This window comes from Bradyrhizobium sp. ARR65, assembly GCF_000472385.1.
GTDB lineage: Bacteria > Pseudomonadota > Alphaproteobacteria > Rhizobiales > Xanthobacteraceae > Bradyrhizobium.
This window is the reverse complement of the sequence record NZ_AWZU01000017.1, coordinates 123,933-147,319: the sequence shown is the minus strand read 5'-3', so window position 1 is coordinate 147,319 and position 23,387 is coordinate 123,933. Positions and strand designations below refer to the sequence as shown.

19 protein-coding genes are annotated in these 23,387 nt (G+C 63.2%); 11 read left to right on the top strand and 8 right to left on the bottom strand.

Annotation, left to right across the window (positions count from 1 at the left end):
• Positions 1–96 precede the first annotated feature (96 nt).
• Positions 97–1,095: a cobaltochelatase subunit CobS gene (cobS, locus tag F758_RS0119960; RefSeq protein WP_024509527.1), complete on the bottom strand. Its 999-nt coding sequence runs from the start codon at positions 1,093–1,095 to the stop codon at positions 97–99.
• Positions 1,096–1,400: 305 nt separating this feature from the next.
• Here cobS and F758_RS0119955 point away from each other — a divergent pair, with 305 nt between their 5' ends.
• Positions 1,401–2,066, top strand: coding sequence for a DedA family protein (locus F758_RS0119955; protein WP_024509526.1), 666 nt, complete (start codon positions 1,401–1,403; stop codon positions 2,064–2,066).
• Positions 2,067–2,108: 42 nt separating this feature from the next.
• On the opposite strand, the gene F758_RS0119950 is transcribed toward F758_RS0119955, so the two are convergent.
• Positions 2,109–2,750 (bottom strand): J domain-containing protein, encoded by a 642-nt coding sequence (locus F758_RS0119950; protein ID WP_024509525.1) that lies wholly within the window; start codon positions 2,748–2,750, stop codon positions 2,109–2,111.
• Between the two features lie 107 nt (positions 2,751–2,857).
• Here F758_RS0119950 and F758_RS0119945 point away from each other — a divergent pair, with 107 nt between their 5' ends.
• Complete coding sequence (locus tag F758_RS0119945; RefSeq protein ID WP_024509524.1) at positions 2,858–3,127, top strand: BolA family protein; 270 nt, start codon at positions 2,858–2,860, stop codon at positions 3,125–3,127.
• A gap of 75 nt (positions 3,128–3,202) precedes the next feature.
• Here F758_RS0119945 and F758_RS0119940 read toward each other — a convergent pair whose 3' ends face one another.
• The 3 genes from F758_RS0119940 to F758_RS0119930 are packed head-to-tail and all read right to left on the bottom strand — an operon-like array spanning position 3,203 to position 6,296.
• On the bottom strand, positions 3,203–4,510 hold the full coding sequence (locus F758_RS0119940; protein ID WP_024509523.1) for an HlyC/CorC family transporter: 1,308 nt from the start codon (positions 4,508–4,510) through the stop codon (positions 3,203–3,205).
• 8 nt (positions 4,511–4,518) lie between these two features.
• Positions 4,519–5,667, bottom strand: coding sequence for a 3-dehydroquinate synthase (aroB, locus tag F758_RS0119935; RefSeq protein ID WP_024509522.1), 1,149 nt, complete (start codon positions 5,665–5,667; stop codon positions 4,519–4,521).
• Positions 5,664–6,296 (bottom strand): shikimate kinase, encoded by a 633-nt coding sequence (locus F758_RS0119930; RefSeq protein ID WP_024509521.1) that lies wholly within the window; start codon positions 6,294–6,296, stop codon positions 5,664–5,666. Before F758_RS0119930 ends, aroB begins: the two co-directional genes overlap by 4 nt.
• Positions 6,297–6,439: 143 nt before the next feature.
• On the opposite strand from F758_RS0119930, the gene F758_RS44245 reads away from it, so the two are divergent.
• From F758_RS44245 to F758_RS0119910, 4 genes are all read left to right on the top strand, one after another.
• Positions 6,440–6,586, top strand: a complete 147-nt coding sequence (locus F758_RS44245; RefSeq protein WP_035722523.1) for a hypothetical protein — start codon at positions 6,440–6,442, stop codon at positions 6,584–6,586.
• Positions 6,587–6,603: 17 nt separating this feature from the next.
• Positions 6,604–7,560 (top strand): site-specific tyrosine recombinase XerD, encoded by a 957-nt coding sequence (xerD, locus tag F758_RS0119920; protein WP_024509520.1) that lies wholly within the window; start codon positions 6,604–6,606, stop codon positions 7,558–7,560.
• 176 nt (positions 7,561–7,736) lie between these two features.
• Positions 7,737–8,699, top strand: coding sequence for an acetyl-CoA carboxylase carboxyltransferase subunit alpha (locus F758_RS0119915; RefSeq protein WP_024509519.1), 963 nt, complete (start codon positions 7,737–7,739; stop codon positions 8,697–8,699).
• A gap of 260 nt (positions 8,700–8,959) precedes the next feature.
• Entirely contained in the window at positions 8,960–10,465 is a 1,506-nt protein-coding gene (locus F758_RS0119910; protein WP_024509518.1) for a L,D-transpeptidase family protein, read from the top strand.
• Positions 10,466–11,324: 859 nt separating this feature from the next.
• Here the strand turns inward: F758_RS0119910 and F758_RS0119905 are convergent.
• Together F758_RS0119905 and F758_RS0119900 are read right to left on the bottom strand one after the other, a co-directional pair.
• On the bottom strand, positions 11,325–13,586 hold the full coding sequence (locus F758_RS0119905; RefSeq protein ID WP_024509517.1) for a M56 family metallopeptidase: 2,262 nt from the start codon (positions 13,584–13,586) through the stop codon (positions 11,325–11,327).
• The gene (locus F758_RS0119900; RefSeq protein ID WP_035722555.1) at positions 13,583–13,981 is read right to left on the bottom strand and encodes a BlaI/MecI/CopY family transcriptional regulator; all 399 of its coding nucleotides are present in this window, start codon (positions 13,979–13,981) and stop codon (positions 13,583–13,585) included. Before F758_RS0119900 ends, F758_RS0119905 begins: the two co-directional genes overlap by 4 nt.
• A 381-nt stretch (positions 13,982–14,362) precedes the next feature.
• Between F758_RS0119900 and F758_RS0119895 the strand changes: the two genes are divergently transcribed.
• From F758_RS0119895 to F758_RS0119880, 3 genes are all read left to right on the top strand, one after another.
• Complete coding sequence (locus F758_RS0119895; protein WP_157450082.1) at positions 14,363–15,319, top strand: hypothetical protein; 957 nt, start codon at positions 14,363–14,365, stop codon at positions 15,317–15,319.
• A 136-nt stretch (positions 15,320–15,455) separates the two neighbouring features.
• Positions 15,456–16,499, top strand: coding sequence for a hypothetical protein (locus tag F758_RS0119885; RefSeq protein WP_024509514.1), 1,044 nt, complete (start codon positions 15,456–15,458; stop codon positions 16,497–16,499).
• 10 nt (positions 16,500–16,509) lie between these two features.
• Positions 16,510–17,316 (top strand): glycoside hydrolase family 16 protein, encoded by an 807-nt coding sequence (locus F758_RS0119880; protein WP_084305531.1) that lies wholly within the window; start codon positions 16,510–16,512, stop codon positions 17,314–17,316.
• Positions 17,317–17,707: 391 nt separating this feature from the next.
• On the opposite strand, the gene secA is transcribed toward F758_RS0119880, so the two are convergent.
• A complete protein-coding gene (secA, locus tag F758_RS0119870; protein WP_024509512.1) occupies positions 17,708–20,557 on the bottom strand; it encodes a preprotein translocase subunit SecA in 2,850 nt (949 codons plus the stop codon).
• 359 nt (positions 20,558–20,916) lie between these two features.
• Between secA and F758_RS0119865 the strand changes: the two genes are divergently transcribed.
• Together F758_RS0119865 and argJ are read left to right on the top strand one after the other, a co-directional pair.
• Positions 20,917–21,822 (top strand): peptidylprolyl isomerase, encoded by a 906-nt coding sequence (locus F758_RS0119865; RefSeq protein ID WP_024509511.1) that lies wholly within the window; start codon positions 20,917–20,919, stop codon positions 21,820–21,822.
• A gap of 207 nt (positions 21,823–22,029) precedes the next feature.
• Positions 22,030–23,271, top strand: coding sequence for a bifunctional glutamate N-acetyltransferase/amino-acid acetyltransferase ArgJ (argJ, locus tag F758_RS0119860; protein WP_024509510.1), 1,242 nt, complete (start codon positions 22,030–22,032; stop codon positions 23,269–23,271).
• Positions 23,272–23,387 lie beyond the last annotated feature (116 nt).

The following is a 23,387-nucleotide window of genomic DNA, read 5'->3' as shown; positions in this document are numbered from 1 at the left end:
AACCACCGGCAGTCGTTGCCACCCGAGAAACCAGCAGCATCGCCCTATTGAACGATGCCGCGGTTTGGGTCCCGGCCTTCGCCGGGACGATATCTCTTAGGAAAGCGCCACGTTGACCGCGGATTCCGGCAGCTCGGCGTTGAAGCAGCGCTGATAGAATTCGGCCACCAGCGGCCGTTCGAGTTCGTCGCACTTGTTGAGGAAGGTCACACGGAAGGCAAAGCCGATATCGCCAAAAATCTCCGAGTTTTCCGCCCAAGTGATCACCGTGCGAGGGCTCATCACCGTCGACAGATCGCCATTGGCAAAAGCGTTACGGGTCAGATCGGCGAGCCGCACCATCTTGTTGACGGTGTCGCGTCCCTCCTGGGTGCGATAGTGATGCGCCTTTGCCAGCACGATCTCGACCTCCTCGTCATGCGCGAGATAGTTGAGCGTGGTGACGATCGACCAGCGGTCCATCTGGCCCTGGTTGATCTGCTGGGTGCCATGATAGAGGCCCGATGTATCGCCCAGCCCGATCGTATTGGCCGTGGCAAACAGGCGGAACGCCGGATGCGGCTTGATCACCTTGTTCTGGTCAAGCAGCGTCAGGCGGCCCGAGACCTCAAGCACGCGCTGGATCACAAACATCACGTCGGGGCGGCCGGCGTCGTATTCGTCGAACACGAGCGCGATATTGTGCTGCAACGCCCACGGAAGAATGCCGTCGCGGAACTCGGTGACCTGCTTGCCGTCCTTGACGACAATCGCGTCCTTGCCGACCAGATCGATACGGCTGATGTGGCTGTCGAGGTTGACCCGCACGCAGGGCCAGTTCAGCCGCGCCGCCACCTGCTCAATATGGGTCGATTTGCCGGTACCGTGATAGCCGGTGACCATGACGCGGCGGTTCTTGGCGAATCCAGCGAGAATGGCGAGCGTGGTGGCGCGATCGAAGCGATAATCTGTGTCGACTTCCGGAACATGCGGGTCTACTTCCGAGTAAGCGGGCACTTCCAGGTCACTATCGATGCCGAAAACCTGCCGGACCGACACCTTCATGTCGGGCAGTCCGACGGTCTCTTCAATATTGGGCAGGGCGACGGTCGTCATTAATCCTCCGAGGTCGCGGGCATTCCCGAAACCAAATAGCAAGTTGCGGCTGCGGTTGGATGCTCAAATAAGCCTAGCAGACGGCAGCGGTTCGCAGAAGCCCGCGGCCGAATCAAAGTTCCCTTGTTTTTTCATTGAGATATGCATGTGACGCGGTTTTGGGAGGGCTGCCTTGCGAATCAGCCGTCATTTTTCCTTCTTATGGCGGGCGGAAGGGTTCCGCTGTCCATGGCACTTTCCACCCTTGATCCTACTTATCCTTGACCCGGCGGACCAAAGGCCGGCCATTAAGCCACGGAAATTCTGTGACTTCGTATCTCGATAGCCTTGTTACGTTCGTTTCGGCAAATGCGTGGCTTGCCTATCTGACGCTGTTTCTGGCTGCGCTTCTGGAGGCGGTTCCGGTGGTAGGCTCGGTCGTTCCTGGCTCGACCATCATTCTGGCCTTGAGCGCGCTGATCCCGGGCGGGGAATTGAGGCTGATGTGGGTGCTGGCGGCGGCGGTGATCGGCGCGCTGTTGGGCGACGGGTCCGCGTTCTGGGCCGGGCATCGGACCCAGCACGAGATTCTGGACGCCTGGCCGCTCAACAAATACCCGCGCCTAGTCGAGCAGAGCGAGGCGTTCTTCCGGCGCTGGGGGATTTGGGCGGTGTTTTTTGCGCGGTTCGTGCCGCCGATCCGCGCCTTCGTGCCGGTCACCGCCGGCGCGCTCGGCATGCCGCCAATGCGCTTTTTCGCCGCCAACGCCCCAGCCGTCCTGCTATGGGCACCAGCACACGTCCTGCCGGGCGTCCTGGCGATCACCGCACTGCACCACTATGGTGGGGTCCCGCATCATGTCGGCCTTAAGCACTACTGGATCGCGGCGGTCATCGCCGGCGCGGCGATCGTGACGCTGGCAGGCTGGATGATACGCCGCCGTCAGAACGAAATGCAGCCGGCAGCCGAGCGGGTGAGAGGTCAGCGTTAAGGTCCGCGTTCGGCCACTCCCGGTGCCGGACGGCCGCGCGGCTCAGCTCGCGCGCACTACGGTCTTCAGGTAGTTGTAGGCCTTGATGATCTCGATCAGCCGATCCTCCGTGGAGCGGTCGCCGCCATTGGCGTCGGGATGGTGCTGCTTCACCAGCGCCTTGTATTTCGCCTTGACGTCCTCGAGTGTGGCGTCGGCCTCCAATCCCATGACCTGCAACGCCTTGCGCTCGGCATTGAACACCTTGCGCGTCTCGGGCTTGGAATTGGTCTCGGGGCGCGTCCGGAAACCACCGCGGCCATTGAGCTCGCCGAACATGCTGAACGGATCGGCAGCGCCGTCGAAATCCGCGGCATTGCCGGCGACGCGCCGCGCACTGGTATTGGCGCCCATTTTCCAGGTCGGGCGATGACCGGTCAGCGCGTCCTTCTGATAACGCGCCACGGCTTCGGCGTTCATGCCGGAAAAGAAGTTATAGGACTGATTGTATTCGCGGACATGATCGAGGCAGAAGTGCCAATATTCGCGCGAGTTGTCGCGGCCCTTGGGTGCGCGATGCGTGCCCTTATTCTTGCAGTCCGGCCACTGGCACGGCACCGCGGCTTCGCGCACCTGCGTTTCCTGCTTCGCACTCCGCTTGTTGATGCGAATGGAATCGAAGAATTTGGATGTGTCGATCGGCATGGCGGACTTTGACTACGCAACGCGAAAAGCTTCAAGTCTTGACATTGCGAATCCTTCAACTCCCGACGCAATTGACGAAACCGGCGAGCGGATTTATTGCCGCAGCCATGGCTACCCGAGACATTATCACAAACAAATTGCGCGAAGCTTTCGCTCCCGAAAGCCTCGAGGTCCGTGACGAGTCACATCTGCATGAAGGGCACGCAGGCCACAGGCCAGGCGGCGAGACGCACTACAGGGTTTATATCGTGTCGGATGCCTTCAAAGGGAAGAGCCGCGTCGAACGCCACCGCATGATTAATGCGGCACTGAGCGCGGAACTCGCCGGCTCGGTGCACGCGCTTGCCATCCACGCCAAGGCGCCGGGGGAAGGCTGACCTCACGCCATCGCCCACTCCAGGCGGCATGAGGGTTCGAGGTGGCGCTTACGCGCCTCCTCACCACGCGGGGTCTTAGAAGGCCGTGCCCGCCCGCTTCGGCTTCTGCCCCTCGATCTCGGTCTCCCGCGGTACTGGAACGATCCGCAGCGCAGTGATTCGGTTGCGCTCGCGCCGAAGCACACGGAAGCGAAAGCCGTGGAAGGTAAAACTTTGGCCGCGTTCAGGAATCGAACGCGCCTCGTGGATCACCAGGCCCGCGACGGTGGTTGCCTCTTCGTCAGGCAGATTCCAGTCCATGGCGCGGTTGAGATCGCGGATCGGCACCGAGCCGTCGACCACCACCGAACCATCCGGCTGAGCGCGCACGCCGGCCACGACCACGTCCTGCTCGTCGGCGATGTCACCGACGATTTCTTCCAAAATGTCCTCCAGCGTGACGATGCCCTCGACCTCGCCATATTCATCGACCACGAGGGCAAAGTGCGTCTTGCGGCGGCGAAATGCCTTGAGCTGCTCGGAAACGGGACGGATATCCGGCACGAACCAGGGCGGCAGCATGATGGTCGAGACGTCGATGTGCGAGGTGTCACCGTCGGACGCACGAATGGCACGCAACAAGTCCTTGGCGTGCAGGACGCCGACGATGTTTTCCGGCTTGTCGCGCCACAAGGGAATCCGGGTGTATTCCGAGGCAAGTACCTCCCGCACCAGTTCGTCAGGCGGCAGGTCGGCATTGATGGTCACCATTTCCGTGCGGTGGACCATCACGTCGGACACCTGCAACTCGCGCAGGTCCAATAGCCCGCCGAACATGTCGCGGTCGGTCTTTTCGACTTTTCCTTCGCTATGGAGCAGATCGACAGCGCCGCGCAGGCGCTCGATGGGCGACAGGATCGGCTGATTGGCGCCGATTTTCACGCCGATCGCCCGCATCAGAACGCGCACCACGGCCTCCACCACGGCCGACAGCGGCCCGAGCACAGTGACCGTGACCCGCATGGGGCGCGCGACCAGAAGCGCAAACCGGTCTGGCGCGTTGATAGCAATGGTCTTCGGCAGCACCTCGGCGAAGATCACCACCAGCACGGTCATGACGGCCGTGGCGTAGAGCACGCCGACATCCCCGAACCACGACGTGAGAATGCCGGTCGCGAGCGCGGAGGCGCCGATATTGGCGATGTTGTTGCCCAGCAGGAGCGCACCGATGAGGCGTTCGCGGTTTGCGACGAGATCGGAGACGATGGCGGCATCGCGACTGCCCTGCTTCGACAGCCGCAGCATGCTGCCACGTGAGGCACCGGTCAGCGCGGTTTCGCTTGCTGCGAAGAACGCGGAGATCGCGAGCAGCACGATCACCACTGAGATTGTCAGCCATTCCATGGCAGTTGCTATTTGTGGCCCGCGAGCTTGGCGCCGAGGAAATCCCGCACCAGTGCAGGCTCGACATCCCTGGCAATCACGGCGCGGCCGATCGCCTCCAGCAGGATGAAAGTCAATTTTCCGCGCCTGACCTTCTTGTCCTGGGCCATCAGCGCCATCAGCGCATCGGCGTCGGCAAGCCCTTCCTGAGCAAATCCCGCGATATCCTGTAGATGGGTGGGCAGCCCAGCTTCGGCAAGGTGACGTTCGATCCGCGCCGCATCGGAGGACGGGATCATGCCGAGGGAGGCGGAGAACTCCGCCGCCAGCACCGTGCCGATCGCGACACCCTCGCCATGGAACAGGCGGTCGGAAAATCCCGTTGCGGCCTCAAGCGCGTGACCGAAGGTGTGGCCGAGATTGAGCAGCGCGCGGTCGCCGGTTTCGCGCTCATCGCGCGCAACGATCGCAGCCTTGGCACGGCAGGAGGTCGCAATGGCGTGCTCGCGCGCAGGCCCCCCTTTGAAGATGTCCGCGTGATTGGCTTCCAGCCAGCCGAAGAAGGCAGCATCGCCCAGCACGCCATATTTGGCGACCTCCGCGTAGCCCGCGCGGAACTGCCGCGCAGGCAATGTGTCGAGAACGGCGGTATCGGCGATCACCAGCACCGGCTGATGAAAGGCGCCAATCAAATTCTTGCCTTGCGGCGAATTGATCCCGGTCTTGCCGCCGACGCTGGAATCGACCTGGGCAAGCAGCGTGGTTGGCACCTGCACGAAATCGACGCCGCGGCGCAGCGTCGCCGCGGCAAAGCCGGCGAGGTCGCCGACCACGCCACCGCCAAGCGCGATCACCAGATCATTGCGCTCGATCCTGGCCGCGATCAGCGCCTCGCTGACCTTTTCGAACGTCGCATAGCTCTTCGAGCTTTCCCCCCCATCGACGACGATGCGCGAACTTGCAATGCCGGCCCGCGCCAGCGCTGCCTCGGTTTTTTCCAGCCAATGGGTTGCGACGTTGCGATCGGTCACAATGGCCGTGCGTACGCCGGGGCGAAATGCGGCGATCCGCTCACCAAGCGAAGCGAGCTCGTCCCGGCCGATAATAATGTCATAGGCACGATCGCCAAGCGCGACATCGACGATGATGGAATCGGAGTGTTTGAACCGCGCGGTCACCGTGCCGCCCCCACGATACTGGAAGATGCGTTGGTGGCAGCACCATCGCCGCAAAGGTGAGCATGCAGCGCCGCCAAGCATTCATCGACGATCTTGTCATGCGGCACGTCGCGCGAGGCGATCGTCAGGTCGGCATATTGATAGACCGGCTCGCGCTCGCTGATCAGTCGGGTGACGGTGGCTTCGGGATCGGCGGTCTGCAGCAGCGGACGATCGGCACGGCGCCGGACCCTGCGCATGATCACCTCGGCATCGGCTTTGAGCCAGATCGAGACCGCCTTGTCACTGACGCGACGGCGGGTTTCCTCGCGCATGAACGAGCCACCGCCGGTGGCAAGCACGGCAGGCCCGCCCTCCAGAAGCCGCGCGATCACCCTCGCCTCGCCATCCCTGAAATGCGGCTCACCATGGGCCTCAAAAATCTCCGGTATCGACATGCCGGCCGCCGCCTCGATTTCAGTGTCGGCGTCGACGAAGGGTAGCTGCAGCCGCGCCGCGAGGCGCCGACCGATGGTGGATTTGCCCGCCCCCATCATGCCGACCAGCACGATCAGCCGCGGTCCGAGGGCGGCGCGGATTTCCGCCTCGGGCGTGGGATTTTCGGTCGGTGACGTGACAATCTCAGGCATTTCCAGCTCAGAAGGTCGCGGCCAAGGCCGCGCTGAAGCCACCTATACTACCCCCTCCCGCGGACTTGCCAGAGAGTCTTGCAACTCGGATGCGAACATGTTGGATGATTTCAATGGTTAATGCGCCTGTTTAAGGCCCCGAAATGCCCAGCCTGTTCCGTTTTCTGACGGTCGCCGCCATCATCGGCGCCATCGCCTATGGCGCGATTTATGCGTTGGCGAACTTCGTCAATCCCAAGCCGCGGGAGATGACCGTCACTATTCCGCCGGACAAATTCCTCAAGAGATAGCCGGTGGGATCTACCGGATGCGCACCAAGACTTCTGACGACAAGCTGATCGGCCTGTTCCTCGACATGCTGGCGGCGGAACAGGGCGCCGGCGAGAACACGCTTGGGGCCTATCGTCGCGACCTCATCGACCTCTCCGACTTTCTTGCCCACAACGGCCAGAGCTTTATTGCCGCGACGACGGACGGCTTGCGGAACTATCTTGCCGATCTCGATACCCGCGGCTTCAAGTCCTCGAGCGTTGCGCGGCGGCTGTCGGCGCTGCGCCATCTGTTCCGCTTCCTGCTGAGCGAGCGGATCCGGAGCGACGATCCGGCAGCAATCCTGTCCGGACCCAAGCGCGGTCGCAGCCTGCCGAAGGTGCTGTCGATCAAGGACGTCGACCGCATGCTGGCGCGGGCGAAGGAGCTGACGCAGGCCGCGGACGCCTCGCCGCTGCAGCGACTGCGCACATTCCGCCTCTACTGCCTGCTCGAGGTGCTTTACGCCACGGGCTTGCGGGTCTCGGAGCTGGTGGCGCTGCCGCGCTCGGCTGCAATGCGCGACGCCCGCATGATCGTGGTGCGCGGCAAGGGCGCCAAGGAGCGCCTCGTCCCGCTCAACGACGCGTCGCGGCAGGCGATGGCGGACTATCTTGCCGCGATGGATGCGCTCAAGGCGACGAAAAAGAAGAACAGCGTGAGCTCGAAATGGCTGTTTCCCTCCTTCGGCGAGAGCGGCCACCTGACGCGCCAGCATTTCGCCCGCGACCTGAAGGAGCTCGCGGTCGCCGCCGGGCTTTCCGCGCGACAGGTGTCCCCGCATGTGCTGCGGCACGCCTTCGCGAGCCATCTTCTGCATAACGGCGCCGACCTGCGCATCGTCCAGACCCTGCTCGGACACACCGACATTTCGACGACCCAGATCTACACCCACGTGGTGGAGGAGCGGCTGAAGAGCCTCGTGCGCGACCTGCACCCGCTGGCGGAAAAGTGAAAGGCGCTTGCCGCGCTTGACTTCCGCCCCCGATCCCATGAAAGAGCTTTCCGCCCAAAGCCGTTCGAGCAGGTGATCCGAGAAGGGCAGCCCCGGCCGGATGACACGTTAACCCTTTGGAAAAACGTGCCTTCCGGGCACGCTTCGTTCCCACACACGCCGTTACCATTGGAATTATGCCGGACCAGATGCGCTCCTACCTCGATTTCGAAAAGCCGGTCGCCGAGCTCGACTCCAAGGTCGACGAGTTGCGGGCGCTGGCGGCGTCAGGCACCGACATCAGCGAAGAGGTCGCCAGGATCGAGGAAAAGGCGGCGCAGGCGCTGACCGAGCTTTATGCCAATCTCACGCCGTGGCAGAAGACGCTGGTGGCGCGGCATCCGCAGCGTCCGCACTTCACCGACTTCGTGGGCGGACTCATCACCGATTTCACGCCGCTCGCCGGCGACCGCAAGTTCGGCGAGGATCAGGCGCTGATGGGCGGCTTCGGCCGTTTCCGCGGCGAGAGCATCTGCGTGATGGGCCAGGAGAAGGGCAATTCCACCGACTCCCGCATCAAGCACAATTTCGGCATGGCGCGCCCCGAAGGCTACCGCAAGGCGGTACGGCTGATGGAGCTGGCGGATCGGTTCGGCATCCCCGTACTGTCGCTCGTGGACTCGGCGGGAGCCTATCCGGGCATCGGCGCGGAAGAGCGCGGCCAGGCGGAGGCGATCGCGCGCTCCACCGACGCCTGCCTTTCGCTCGGTGTGCCCAACGTCGCCATCGTGACCGGCGAGGGCATGTCGGGCGGCGCGATCGCGATCACCACCGCCAATCGCGTCCTGATGCTCGAACACGCGATCTACAGCGTGATCTCGCCGGAGGCGGCGTCCTCGATCCTGTGGCGGGACGGCACCAAGGCCCAAGAAGCCGCCAACAACATGAAGATCACCGCCCAGGACATGCTGCGCTTCGGCGTGATCGACAGAATCCTGAAAGAGCCCGTGGGCGGCGCGCATCGCGACCCCGCCGCCATGATCGCCGCGACCGGCGAAGCCATCGACCAGGCGTTCAATGAAATGCGTGGGCTGGACGCCGAGGCGATCCGCAAGCAAAGGCGGCAAAAATTCCTCGATATCGGCCGAAAGCTCGGCTGACCGATCAATTTTGCGGCAAACGCGGCCGTGAGCGCCGCCTTTTTTGCCTCCCGTTTTTGGGTGAGGCCGCCACTTTCGGCCGCAATTAGGCCAAGACGCGGTATTTAACTTTCGGTTGACCATGGGGCTATCGGGCCTGCCGGCGCACCCCGTTCAGGTTGCGGGCAGGGGTCAAAGGGTAGTATTTTAATCAATGGCTTCAGGGCATCGCGCTGCTAATTGGGGTTGCGAGATCGCCCGGTGGGTGTGGAGCTTCTGCCTTGATTAACCGCTCGCTGGTCCGCGCGCTTACCACCACGGCTGCGCTCGCCGCAATTGGCGCGTTTCTCGCTGGCTGCGATGCAGACCAGGTTTCGCTCGCGAGCAACGCCAAGGCCAATCAGCCCGTTCCGCCCAAGCTGGTCGCGGCGATGCAGGAAAAGGATATGGATCTGCAATCGCCGATCCTGATCCGCGTCTTCAAGCAGGAAGCCGAACTCGAGGTCTGGAAGCAGAACCGCTCCGGCAAGTTCGCGCTGCTCAAGACCTATCCGATCTGCCGCTGGTCCGGTGATCTGGGCCCGAAGACGCGCGAAGGCGACCGCCAGGCGCCCGAAGGCTTTTATTCGATCACGCCGGCGCAGATGAACCCGCAATCGGCCTATTATCTCTCCTTCAACACCGGCTACCCCAATGCCTATGACCGTGCGCTCGGCCACACCGGCTCGGAGCTCATGGTGCATGGCGACTGCTCCTCGCGCGGCTGCTACGCGATGACCGACGAGCAGATCGCGGAGATCTATGCATTGGGCCGCGAATCCTTCTTCGGCGGTCAGAAGGCCTTCCAGTTCCAGGCCTATCCGTTCCGGATGACGCCCGCGAATATGGCGAAGCACCGCAACAATCCGAGCATGGCGTTCTGGAAAATGATCAAGGAAGGTTATGATCATTTCGAGGTCACGCGCCAGGAGCCGAAGGTCGATTTCTGCGAGAAGCATTACGTCTTCGATGCAGCCCGCGCGCCCGATGCGACGCGCGATCCGGTGTTCAACGCGGCGGCGAAATGCCCGCCCTATGTGGTGCCCGAGGAGATCGCCGGACCGGTTCGCGAGAAGCAGCAGCAGGACGAAGCCGAATACGCCAAGCTGGTGGCGAAGGGCACGCCGGTCGCAAAGCTCAACACCGGTATCGACGGCGGCATGAACCAGGTGTTCGCTTCGCACGTCCCCGGCGCCAGCACGGGCCTGTCCGACGGCGGTCAGGGCCAGGACCTGGCGCTCTCGTCTTACTCCAAGCTGCCTGGGACCATCCCCCCGACTGTCAATCCGCCGCGGGCGCCTGGCGCTGACGAGCCGGTGGCCGTTGCCGCGGCCCCCGCCCCCGAGGCGCCTGCGCCCACAGCGGCACCGGCAACCAAGATGGCGTCGGCATCGGGCGAACAATCCGGCGGCTTCCTCTCGGGTCTCGCCCGTAAGATGGGTCTTGCCAGCGCGACGGCCGATACGACTGCGACCACAACCCCGCCGGCCCCACCTCTCGCCAAGCAAAAAGTGGCGGACGCCAAGCACAACGAGGCGCGCGCCGAGGCCTCGGCTCCGCGCGTGGCTGCAGCAAGGTCGGCCGAAGCCAGGCAAGCGGCACATCCACCGGCGCTCAAGCGCTCGATCGCCGACAGCCAGGCGGCGTCTGATACGTCGTCAGCCCCGGCGAAGGATGGATTGGTCAGCGGCGCCCAGCCCATTGTCTCGGCCAACTCGTTCGAGAGCCGCTTCTCGGCGATGAAGTGATTCATCGCCGGCAACGAGTCGGCAGCTCAGATTCGAATTTCAAACAGCCACTTGTTTCCGCTGTGATCGTCTAAAGCGCGATGGGATTAGGTCGAATCGCCATCGCGCTTTAGATTCTTGTTTGAGCATGATCTTTTCGGAAAACCGCTTCACACTTTTCCGGATCATGCCCTAGCGTGACCGGACGATCCAGTATTCCAGAGGCATCGGAGCTCAACTGAGGAGCCGCGGCGTACTGGATGCCCGCGAGCCTGTCATCGGGCGGCGCTTCGCGCCGACCGGTGGCGGGCATGACGACGGAGGGACATGCATCCACATTCTCGCGACGCACTGCGCCCGAGTTATGCTGCGAAGTTTGGCCCTCTCGATAACAGAGGGCGCAGGGAAGGCCGGGTGCCCGCTGCACCCATGGCCCCGTGTGCGGCAAATGCGCAAAGAATGCACACGGAAGCGATCACAGGTACAGGCGGCATCACACCGGCCTTCCCTGCGCGAATGGTTTACGGCTTACTTCGCGCTCTTCCCGGTGAGCCAGACTTTGTTGTCACCGTCGTCGGCGAGATGCGAAAGCTATCTTCGCCAACTTAGCGCCAGCCATGGGGCGCCAGAACCACGCGACTTCGCCGTCCGCGATCAGTGCCGCTCGTCTATAAGCACCTTTCGCGTCCATCGCATCCCGCACCCAACGTCCGTGACGACGCGTACGCCCCTCATCGAGACGGGACGCGAACGAGGATGCGACTGATTTGGGGTGATCGCAAAGCGGTTTATTTTTCGCTTGAGGACTGGACGACCCAAATCAGCTTGATGCGGCAAGAGAAATTAGATTTTGCGCGCAGATGTTTTCCAAGCCCATGGCTCACGGAAGCAGCGAGACACTGCTGATCCGGCCATCCTTCGTGAGCGCAATTTGCCAATCGGCGGTGCCATGGACGAACTGAGTACGATAGATGTCGCTGCCGTCGCCGCCCACACCGCGAAACGACATCGTGAGCTGCGGCCCGAGTTTCGCCAGGATCGCCTGCCTTTGCTTCAGCAAGGAGCGTATCGCAGACGCAGCCTCGCGCGTCAGCAGATCCTGGCTGACTTCGCGGCTCCGAACGCCGGCGATGTAGGCTTGCAATGCCTCGTAACCACCCTTCGCCGGAAGGTCCCGATATATTTGCGCTGAATTTTCGGCGCCACCGGGTGAAATGAGATGCACGCGCGTCAACCGACCGGGCAAGATGATTTCGCGGCACGCCCCCTCCGCGTCGGCGACCATGAGGGCACCAGCCACGTCGGTCAAAATGTCTGTGGAGACATCGTTTTCAAGAGCACCGTTCGTAACCCACCGCCCGGAAGGTCCGAGCCTGAACAAACGAACATTGGCGCCACTGCGATTGATCAGTGACACTCTGATCGGAGCTGCATCGGAAGAGGACTTCAGCGTCGGTTCGACCGCACAGGCGAGGACCGCGCCCGGGCGCCCGTCGCCCTCGGGGCGGAAGGTGAGATCGTCAATCGTGCCGTCTGCGCCGAGATCGATCCGGAATTCAGCCGAGCCGTTCGCGAATTCGACGGCATAGATATCGTATCCTCCGGGTCCAACGCCTCGGAATGAAACCGATCGCACCGCGCCCAGCTCCGACAGTGCCTCGTGCAGAATAGAGACGCGTCGGCGCATCTGGTTGGCGAGCTGCGGGCTCATCCGCGCATAGTCGGGCGCGCCCCGTTTGAGGTCCTCGATCGCCCTTCTGAGGCGATCGTCGCCTCCGGGCGCCGGTAGCTGCTGTACAAAGCGGTCCGGCGCTGCAGCCACGCGCTGGGCAAAGCGGGTCTCGATCAATTGAGCAAGGCTGGGGTCGATCCGCGTGCCACGTGCGAGCTTGCCTTGCGCATCGTACAGTTCCAATCCGCTGATCTGGCCTTCGGCATCGGCGACGAAAGTGAACTTCGCATCGCCCGCTTCGGAGATGAAGGCGCGATCCCCCCGCGTGCGCAATCGCATGGGAGCCGCGCCGATCAGATGCGCGCTCAATCCTCCTCCGTCGCGGACGACTTTCAGCAGCGAGCCTACGCCGATCTGGTAATCGCCGATGAAGCGATCGAGCACGTGTGGGGCGAGATCGGCGGGCTGACCTGCCGCAATAGGCGCAGGCGGGAGGTTCGGCTCCCGTGTCACGCTGCCGGCGCTGAGCACTGCAAGCGGCAGAACAGCCGCCGCGACCAGCACGCGCTTGCGCCGGCCGCTCGCCTGCGGCGGGGCTGTTGCGAAGAGGCGCTCGACACGGCGCGGCAAGCTGCTCGATCGCGCCATGGCGAGCCCGGCAGGCGGGATGGCGGCGGCCGCATCGGCCATCTGAAGGAGAACATCGACGTAGAAGCGGCTGTCACCGGTCCCGGCCACGACTGCGTCATCGCTGACCATCTCGGCGAGTTCGGCGAGATGTCGATGAAGCCACCAGGCGAAGGGCGAGAACCAAAAGGCCGCGCGGTACAGAGAGGCCAGCAGCAGGCGATAGAAGTCGCCATGGGCGATGTGCGCCCCCTCGTGCAAAAGGACGACGTGCCGCTTGCGATCGCTCCACGCGATCGAATCGGCAGGAAGCAGGATGACGGATGCAAAGGTCACGGGCACGCGCACCACGTCGGTCAGGCGCACATTCGCATGCCCAAATGCGCCATCACGAAGCGGGCGCGCCGCTGCGGTGATGCGGCACATGACGGCTATGCCGATGAACAAGCGCATGATCATGGCCCCGGCGACGACCAGATAGGCCGCGGTCGCCCACCAGATCCAGTTGACTGACTGCGCTGTCGCAGCGCGGGGAGCGGTCGATGCAGAGCGCGCCTCGCCTATCGGCGGCGGCTCGGCCGATGGCGCGAGTGGCAAGATGTCATCTTGCGTAGAAAGGATGGAAAGGACCGGCTGCGCGCGCGCCCGTATCAGGTCGGCCGGAAGCGGCAGGCGCATGAGGGGCGTCAGCGCGGGCATCGCCAGCGCGGCACACAGCACCGCGGTCCAAACGGTCATCCGCAGGCTCGGATTGCGCACCCGCGCGACTTTCAGGCCAAGCCAGACGATGCAGCCAAGCCCGGCCGCACGCAGCGCCAGCTCCGCGACCTCGCCGAGGATCATTTCTTCTCCGCCCTGGGCGCATCCATCCTGTCGAGGATGCGGCGCAATTGCCGGCGATCGATCATTTTCGAATCCACCATGCCGACGAGCACCTCCTCGACGGATCCATTGCACACCCAATCGACGATCCGCTTGACGGCGCGCGCCGCGATCCGCCCGCGCGGCTCACGCGGCTCATAGACATAGGTGCGGCCATCGATCGTGTGCGTGATGTAGCCCTTCTCCTCCAGCCGCCGCAGCACGGTTCGCACCGTCGACTCCTTCAAGGGGCGCGGCAGGCGTTCGCGTACGGCCTCGGCCGTAACAGGCGCATTGGCCCACACCACTTGCACGATCTCGCGCTGGAGATCACCAAGTTCCTCCAGGCCGTCCCTGTCGTCGAATTTGTCGGGCATCGCTTCGTCTGTCGGTAGCATAGGATAACGCTATGCAACATAGCACCTCAGACCCGTGGTCGACAAAGCGGAAGACGCTTTTCGACAGAAGAAGCCTGTTCCGAACAACGCGCAACGCGCATGCCGATCCCGCCAATCCTATTGACTGTAGCACTTCATAGCGTTATGCATCATAACATTGAAATTGATGCATTCGCCGTGCGGGCCATGCGGTCGCAGCACTCGTGCCAAGCCCGCTCCAACGGAGGCAGGTCTTAGATGAGTCCCGGACTCAAAACGCTCTGCCTTGCCGCGTGTCTCCAGGGACTGCTGTCGATCCCTGCCTGGGCGCAGGCGAATCCTTCCCAATCCCGCCTTCAACTCGGCACCGATCGGTCGTTCTTGTCGACCCAACCGAGGGATGTGAAGGAGAAGACGCTGAAGGACATTCATGACCTTGGCCTCGTGTGGCTTCGCGATGCCCCCACGAGCGGCTCGCAGCGCGCCATCGCAAACTTCGTCGAAGAGATCGCCGTCGCGAAGAAAAATCAGCTCAAGGTCTTGGCGATCATCATGCCGATGGACGAGGACTATGATGGCGCGCTGCCCATCAATCGTTGCGGCTGGAGGGAAAAGCGGCTCAGCCAGATCAACCTGACGAAATACGCCAAGCGGCTGCAAACCTTGTTTGGCGCCGTCAAAGCCGCCGGGCTCTCGATCGACGCCTTCGAATTCGGCGGCGAGTTCGACCAATATTGCTATGATGCCGACGTTCCCCGGGGGCACGCGGGTTCGGCCACGCCCGGCGAAATCAAGACTTGGTTGAAGGGCTATGGCCGGTTTCTGCAAACGGGCGCGGCCATCGCCCATGCTTCCAAATATTTTCCGCAGGCAAAGATCATCACCTTCGGAATGGCGCACAGCGGCGATTCCCGCTCGGGCGGTGCCTTTCCCGCCCCCGCGCGCTATGTCGCGATGCTGCGGGATGTGGACGGCGTCAACTATCTGAAAGACGTCGACGGCTACGGCACGCATCTCTATCCGTCGCCGAACGATATCGTGAATTCGGTGCGTCACCTCTTGGGGGAGGATGTGGCGGCGCTCGGCCGGGACAGGCCGATCTGGATCACCGAATGGGGATTTCTCGAGATCCGCGCCTTTCCGAACCGCAGTGGACGGACGTTGCCGCAATGCGTGCAGACGTTTCTCGATGTGCTGGATGAGGCGCGTCGCGACATCCCGATCGGACCTGCGATGTATTTTCGCTACGACGTCTGGCTGACCGATGCCACAGGAAAGCCGTTGCCGCAGGCCGACGTGTTGGCGGCCTACATGTCGGGAAAACCGGCGCTCCATTAGACATGATGAAATTGCACCGCGCTCCCGTTGTCATCGGCGTCGTGTTGCTCGGCGCCCTGCCGCTTTTCCGGCCGGCCTTCGTGCATGCGGACGGCGCGAAAGACGCGAGACCGGACCCTGCAGAGTTTTGTCTCCCATGCATCAGCATCCGTGTCGGCCTGCCGCGTGTGGTGCGCGGTCCTTCGCCTGGAATCCCGACAGTCCTTTCACAGAAATCCAGCTCCCGGGCGGGAAGTTTCGCGGCTTCAGCGCCAGCGCCACCACTTATGCCATCGACGGCACGACCCCGTCCGACATGAGCGGTGCCGCACGACCCGTGCTGCCGCCGGCGCCGCGCGGGCAGCCTGGCGAGAGCGGCGAGTGGATCGTCCATGTCGAGCGCTCGGGCAAGGGCGTGTTGGGCTGGGTGCATGACGAAACCGGCGATGCGCCGGGCCAGGGACTAAAATCGATGTCGCTCACCGTTTCCGACGATGACGGCTTGAGCTGGCGCCGCCTTGGCCAAATCATCACCGGGACCGAGCCCATCATCGAAGGCCGCATCACCGGCGAGGGAGACTGCACGGCGGTCGATGGCCACGACGGCTATTACTACGCGTACTGCCTGCGCAACCGCGATCACGGCAATATCGTCGCCCGCGCGCCCACCGACCATCCGGGCCCGGGAAACTGGAAAAAATACTTCAGGCCGAAGGAGTTTCCGGGAATGTGGCCGGGCCCGCCGTTGTCCGCGCTCGATCCGGGGCGCTCGGCCCAATATTTCCAGGAGCTCATGAGCAAGCTGGATGCAACTGGCGTGACGCTAGCCGGCCTGGAGCTGGAGAACGATGCCTACAACCTGCACACGTACCCCTGGGGCGATCATCCGGGCGACAAGGCTTCGGCGATCCACCGCATGCGCCGCCCGCGGGCGCTGGTCGATCCGATCTGCGTTCCCGGCGGCAAGCCGTGCTGGATCACCGAGTGGGGCTTTGCCTATGCAGGCAACACGTGCTCGGCGTCCGAGGAGAAAGACCGTGCGCTGGTCGTGCAGGAGATGATGGGCGATTTCGCCGAGCTTGCGCGCGAAGGCCGGCTCACGGGCCTGATCTACTATTCCTGGACCGGCGACGTGCAATTCGATGTCGAGCGCTGCGGCGGACTCACGGAGTCCGGCAAGCGCGCACTGAGCCCTTTGTAAGGAATCTCGAATGCGTATGGCTTGGCTGCTGCTTGCTCTCCTCGGCTCGGCGTCAACGGATGCTTCGCGCGCCGCAAGCCTGCAAAAACTGACCTGGGGCAATCCCGATCAGCCTTGGGGAACGAGGCGCCCCGTGACCGAGGCTGATAGAGCCGCGATCGCGCGCTATCGCGCCGGACAACATGGGAAGCCGGCGTTCGCGACCGACTTCACCGCGGCGGCGGCGCTCAGCTCGCAATGGTTGATGCAGTCCGACGATTATCTGAAGTCATGCCGCCGACCGGAAAATGTCGTTGCAACTCCGGCCGGACTGCAACTGCAAACACGCACTGCCACAGGCTGCCGCGCGCAATGGTCGACAGGCTTCATCATCAGCCGGCAGCATTTCGCCTACGGCTTCTTTGAAGCGACCATCAAGATCGCCGACACCGACGGCCTCAACAACGCCTTCTGGCTCGTCACCGAGGACCATTTCGAGATCGATGTCTGCGAACTGCATTATCCGAACATTGACCGGATGACGCTCCACGACAACAACAAGATCGACGGCAAATTCCCCATCGCGGTGGGCTTCGACAGCCGCTTCGCCGAGAACTTCGCCAGGGACTTTCACGATTTCGGTGTGCTGTGGACCGCAACCGATATCGTGTTCGAGGTCGATGGCGAACCGGTCGCCGCGATCCGCACCAGCGGGTCGATCAAAGGCGCGGCCGATATCCGCCTGTCCTCGGCACTGATGGATTATGCGGGGAAAATCCCCGCCAATCCGGCCGGCCATGCCATGTCCGTCAGGTCCTTGCGCGTATACCCGCTTTAAAGCGCCCTTGATCTGTCGCAAGAGCCTGGCGCCGAATATCGTTTTTATCGGCTGTCGCCAGACCGCTCCCGCAATCTGATTGTACCGCCATGAACTTCTTGTCGAAGCCGGTGAAGGAGATGCATCGCGTCGGCACTGACGCGGCCGCGCGCGATGCACGCGACGACGGGGGCTTTGAGACTGTCGAATCCGACGGTCCACGGCGCCGACACAAGGCGACTGGTCCGCGGTAGCTCGACCGCGTCCGCCGAAGCTCGAAGAGCGAAGGTGGAAGAGCGAAGGCGGAAGCGTGCCCACAACAATGCTTCCGCGAATCAGATGACCGATCGGCGCGGCGCTTGCGCGCCTTTGCCCACGCTACAAACTGCACGCGGCAACGGCGCCCTCAGGCTCACACGTACTTGCCGTGGCAGTGCTTATACTTCTTCCCCGAACCGCAGGGGCAATCTTCGTTGCGGCCGACCTTGCCCCAGGTTGCGGGATTCTTCGGATCGCGGTTTTCGACACCACGCCCGGTCGGCGCCTGCGGCACCAGCGAGGCGTTGGCGAACGCCATCTCGTCCTCGCCCGTGCTCGGATCGAGATGGGATATCTGCATCGGCGGCAGCTCCTGATGCTGCGGCTCCGGTGGGACGATCTCAACCCGCATGAGCTGGGCGGTGACGGCCTCGCGCAAATGGGAGATCATGGATTCGAACAGGCTGAAGGCTTCCGATTTGTATTCCTGCAGGGGATCGCGCTGGCCGTAGCCGCGCAGGCCAATGACCTGGCGCAGGTGATCGAGCATGACCAGATGCTCGCGCCAGAGATGGTCCAGGGTCTGCAAAAGGATGGTCTTCTCGACATAGCGCATCACCTCGGGCCCCCACTGGGCGACCTTGGCGGCCATGTGCTCGTCGGCACGCTTCTCGATGCGCGAGAGCAGCTCCTCGTCGGCGATGCCCTCTTCCTTGGCCCATTCGTCGACCGGCAGATCGAGATCGAGCACGCGCTTGAGCTCTTCCTTCAGCCCTGCGACGTCCCACTGCTCGGCGTAGGCATGTTCGGGCACGTGCTTGGCGACGAGGTCCTCGACATAGGCGTGACGCATGTCGGCGACCGTCTCGGCCACGCTCTCGTCCTTCATCAGGTCGACGCGCTGGTCGAAGATGACCTTGCGCTGATCGTTCTGCACGTTGTCGAACTTGAGCAGGTTTTTGCGGATGTCGAAGTTGCGCGCTTCGACCTTCTGCTGCGCCTTCTCCAGGGCCTTGTTGATCCAGGGATGGATGATGGCCTCGCCCTCTTTCAGGCCAAGGCGCGTGAGCATGGAGTCGAGCCGGTCGGACCCGAAGATGCGCATCAGGTCGTCTTCCAGCGACAGGAAGAATTTCGAGCGCCCGGGGTCGCCCTGCCGTCCCGAACGGCCGCGGAGCTGGTTGTCGATGCGACGGGACTCGTGGCGTTCCGAGCCGATGATATAGAGGCCGCCCGGCTTTTTCACCGTCTTCGCCGGCTTGCTGCCCTTGGCCGGCTCGAGCTCGACGATCTCCTCCGCGTTCAGCACGATCTCGCGGAAGCGCTCGACGTCGGCCTTGATCTGCTCGATCTTCTTTGCCTTCTCGGCCTCATCCGTGATCCCTGCGGTCTCCTGCTGGATCCGCATCTCCAAGGAGCCGCCGAGCTTGATGTCGGTACCGCGGCCGGCCATGTTGGTCGCGATCGTGATCGCGCCGGGCACGCCGGCCTCCGCGACGATGTAGGCTTCCTGCTCGTGGAAGCGGGCGTTCAAGACGGCGAACAATTTCGCCGGCTTGCCGGCGCGGGCCGCCGCATAGAGCTTGTCGAGCGCGCCTTCCTTGCCGAAATCGATCTGCTTGTAGCCGTGCTTCTTCAGATACTCGGCCAAGACCTCGGACTTCTCGATCGAGGCGGTGCCGACCAGCACCGGCTGCAGCCGCGCATTGGCCCGCTCGATCTCGGCGAGAATCGCGGCGTATTTTTCGGTTTGCGTGCGGTAGACCTCGTCGTCCTCATCGAGACGCGCCACCGGCAGGTTGGTCGGGATCTCCACGACCTCGAGCTTGTAGATGTCGAACAGCTCGTCGGCTTCGGTGGCCGCCGTGCCGGTCATGCCGGCGAGCTTTTCGTACATGCGGAAATAGTTCTGGAAGGTGATGGAAGCCAGCGTCTGGTTTTCCGGCTGCACCGGCTGATGCTCTTTGGCTTCCAGCGCTTGGTGCAGGCCTTCCGAATAGCGCCGGCCCGGCATCATGCGCCCGGTGAACTCGTCGATGATCACGACCTCGCCGTCGCGGACGATGTAATCCTTGTCGCGGGTGAACAGTGTGTGTGCGCGCAGCGCCTGGTTGACGTGATGCACCACCGAGACGTTCTCGACGTCATAGAGCGACTCGCCCTTGAGCAGATCCGCGTCCTGCAGCAGGTTCTCGAGCTTCTCCATGCCGGCTTCGGTGAGCGTCACCGTGCGCTGCTTCTCGTCGACCTCGTAGTCGGACTTGTCGAGCTTGGGGAAGAAGGTGTCGATGGTGTTGTAGAAATCGGAGCGGTCGTCGAGCGGACCGGAAATGATCAACGGCGTGCGCGCTTCGTCGATCAGGATCGAGTCGACTTCGTCGACGATGGCGAAGTAGTGGCCGCGCTGGACCATGTCCTCCAGGCGGTACTTCATGTTGTCGCGCAGATAGTCGAAGCCGTATTCGTTGTTGGTACCGTAGGTGATGTCGCAGGCATAAGCCGCCTTGCGCTCGGCATCGTCGAGCCCGTGGACGATGACGCCCGTGGTCATGCCGAGGAAGGAATAGATCTGGCCCATCCAGCCCGCGTCGCGGCGGGCGAGGTAATCGTTGACCGTGACGACATGAACGCCGCGGCCGGCGAGCGCGTTGAGATAGACCGCGAGCGTTGCAACCAGCGTCTTGCCTTCGCCGGTCTTCATCTCGGCGATGTCGCCCTCATGCAGCACCATGCCGCCGATGAGCTGCACGTCGAAATGGCGCTGGCCGAGCGTACGCTTGGCGGCCTCACGGACCGTTGCAAAGGCTGGAACCAGGATGTCGTCGAGCGTCTTGCCTTCCGCGAGTGCTTTTCTGAACTCCTCGGTACGGGCCCTCAGCGCTTCGTCGGAGAGCGCGGCAAGCTCGCCTTCGAGCGCGTTGATGGCAGCGACGCGGGATTGGTACCCCTTGATCCGCCGGTCGTTGGCGGAGCCGAAAAACTTGCGGGCGAGCGCGCCGATCATACCGTCTTCCTGTTCTCGCGATTAACGCGTTGCAGCGTCTGAGTGCTCCACCCGCCCTTGCCCTATCAACTCACCGTGACGCACCGGCGTGCTGTCCTGGTTCCGAGGCCCATCCGCCGAATGAGTGGGAATTAAGCAAATTTGGGTTAAACGGCAAAAAACGCAGCAAAAATAAGCGCTATCACCGCTTACACGATGGCCGAGAGATATGGCCCGGTCGGTGGCTTGTCAACGGCGGCAGGGTTTGGCCGCGCTGTCAAGGATTTCATCAAATTGACAGACTTTTCGCGTTGCCAAGGGCTGCTGTTTGGGCGAGTGTCCGGCCGCCTAAAGCCATCCTAATATGTGAAGGATTTTCCATGACCACCTCGTTCGCGGTAGCGAAAACCGGCTCGCGCCTCCTCCTCGCCTCAGCCCTGGCAGGCTCTCTCGCTCTGGTGCTTTTCGCCGGCCCGGTTCGCGCCGAGGACAAGGTGCTGGCCAAGGTCAACGGCGCCGAGATCCACCAGAGCGACGTCGCGCTCGCCGAAGAGGAACTCGGGCCTTCGCTCGCGCAGATGGATCCTTCGACCAAGAACGAGAACGTGCTGGCGTTCCTGATCGACATGAAGATCGTTGCCAAGGCCGCCGAGGACAAGAAGGTCCAGGACAGCGACGACTTCAAGAAGCGGTTGGCGTTCACCCGCAACCGGCTGCTGATGGACAGCCTCTTGGCGAGCGAAGGCAAGGCCGCAACCACCGACGATGCGATGAAGAAGGTCTATGACGACGCTTCCAAGCAAATCGCCGGCGAACAGGAAGTCCATGCCCGTCACATCCTGGTCGAGACCGAGGACGAGGCCAAGCAGGTCAAGGCGGATCTCGACAAGGGCGCCGACTTCGCCGAGCTTGCCAAGAAGAAGTCCAAGGATCCCGGCGCCTCCGACGGCGGCGACCTCGGCTTCTTCACCAAGGACCAGATGGTGCCGGAATTTTCGGCTGTCGCCTTCTCGCTCGAGCCGGGCAAGATCTCCGATCCGGTCAAGACCCAGTTCGGCTGGCACATCATCAAGGTCGAGGAGAAGCGCAACCGCAAGCCGCCGGAATTCGATCAGGTGAAGAGCCAGATTGAAACCTATGTGACGCGCAAGGCGCAGGCGGATTATGTGGCCAAGCTGCGCGAAGGGGCCAAGATCGAGCGCATGGACCAGGCCGCCAACACGCCGACGGCACCCAACGCCGCAAAGGACGCGGCCAAGCCGGCGGATACAACTTCCAAGAAGTAGAGCAAATTCGACGTCGCCCCGGCCTTGAGCCGGGGCTTTCGTTTCTCGTCGCCCCGCCAAGTGAGCGTGGCGAGCGCTGAGCCGGGACGACAGCAATTGTGTGGCCGCCCGATTCTTCCTTCCGTAAATCGCGTGGCCGCCCTCTCCCGTTCGCATAGCCGAGATGATACAGAGCGCTTCCCGCATCACCAGCCGCCGGAAGCTTAGATGTCCACGACCGTCTCCCCGCTTGCGCCCGCCGATTTTCCCACCATGCCCGCGATTGCGGGCGTGAAGCTTGCCACCGCCGCCGCAGGGATTCGTTACAAGGGGCGCACCGACGTGCTGCTCGCCGTGCTGGACAAGGGCACCGCGGTGGCCGGCGTCTTCACCAGGTCCAAATGCCCGTCGGCACCGGTCGAATGGTGCCGGGCCAAACTGTCCGGCGGCAAGGCACGGGCGCTGGTGGTCAATTCCGGCAACGCCAACGCCTTCACCGGCAAGACCGGACGGCAATCGACGGCCATGACGGCCGCGATCGCCGCCAAGGCCGTCGGCTGCAGCGTGAGCGAGGTGTTTCTTGCATCCACCGGCGTCATCGGCGAGCCGCTGGACGCCACGAAGTTCGACGGCGTGCTGGCCAATCTCGCCGAGACGGCTGCACCCGATGACTGGATGGACGCCGCCAAGGCCATCATGACCACCGACACGTTTCCGAAGATCGCGACCGCGACCGTCAAGCTCGGCAAGGCCAAGGTCACGATCAACGGCATGGCGAAGGGCGCGGGCATGATCGCGCCCGACATGGCCACCATGCTCTCTTTCGTCTTCACCGACGCACCGCTCTCGCGGAGCGTGTTGCAGGCGCTTTTAAAGAGCGGGGTCGAAGACACCTTCAACGCAGTCACCATCGACGGCGACACCTCGACGTCCGACACGCTGCTGGCCTTTGCAACGGGGGCGGCGGCAAGCGCCGGCGCACCGAAGATCAGCCGCGCCAGCGATCCCAGGCTGAAGGATTTCGTCAAAGGCTTCCGCGGCGTGCTCGCCACGCTCTCCGAGCAGGTGGCGCGGGATGGCGAGGGCGCGCGCAAGCTGGTCGAGGTGCTGGTCGAAGGCGCGGTCTCCAAGCAATCGGCGCGCAAAATCGCGATGTCGATTGCGAACTCGCCGCTGGTGAAGACCGCGATCGCCGGCGAGGATGCCAATTGGGGGCGCGTCGTGATGGCGGTCGGCAAGGCCGGCGAGCCCGCCAACCGCGACAAGCTCTCGATCTTCTTCAATGGCATCCGCGTCGCCAAGAGCGGGGCGCGCGATGTCGGCTATGACGAGACCGAAGTCTCCAAGGCGATGAAGGAGCCGAAGATCCAGATCAAGGTCACGCTCGGGCTCGGCAAAGGCCGCGACCGCGTGCTCACCTGCGACCTCACCAAGGAATATGTCGCCATCAACGGCGATTATCGGTCGTGAGCCAGCGTCATTCGGGGCGATGCGACAGCATCGAACCCGGAATCTCGTGCCACAACCTCCGGATTCCGGGTTCGCGCTTTCAGCGTGGCCCGGAATGACGTACCCCAGTGGGGAGT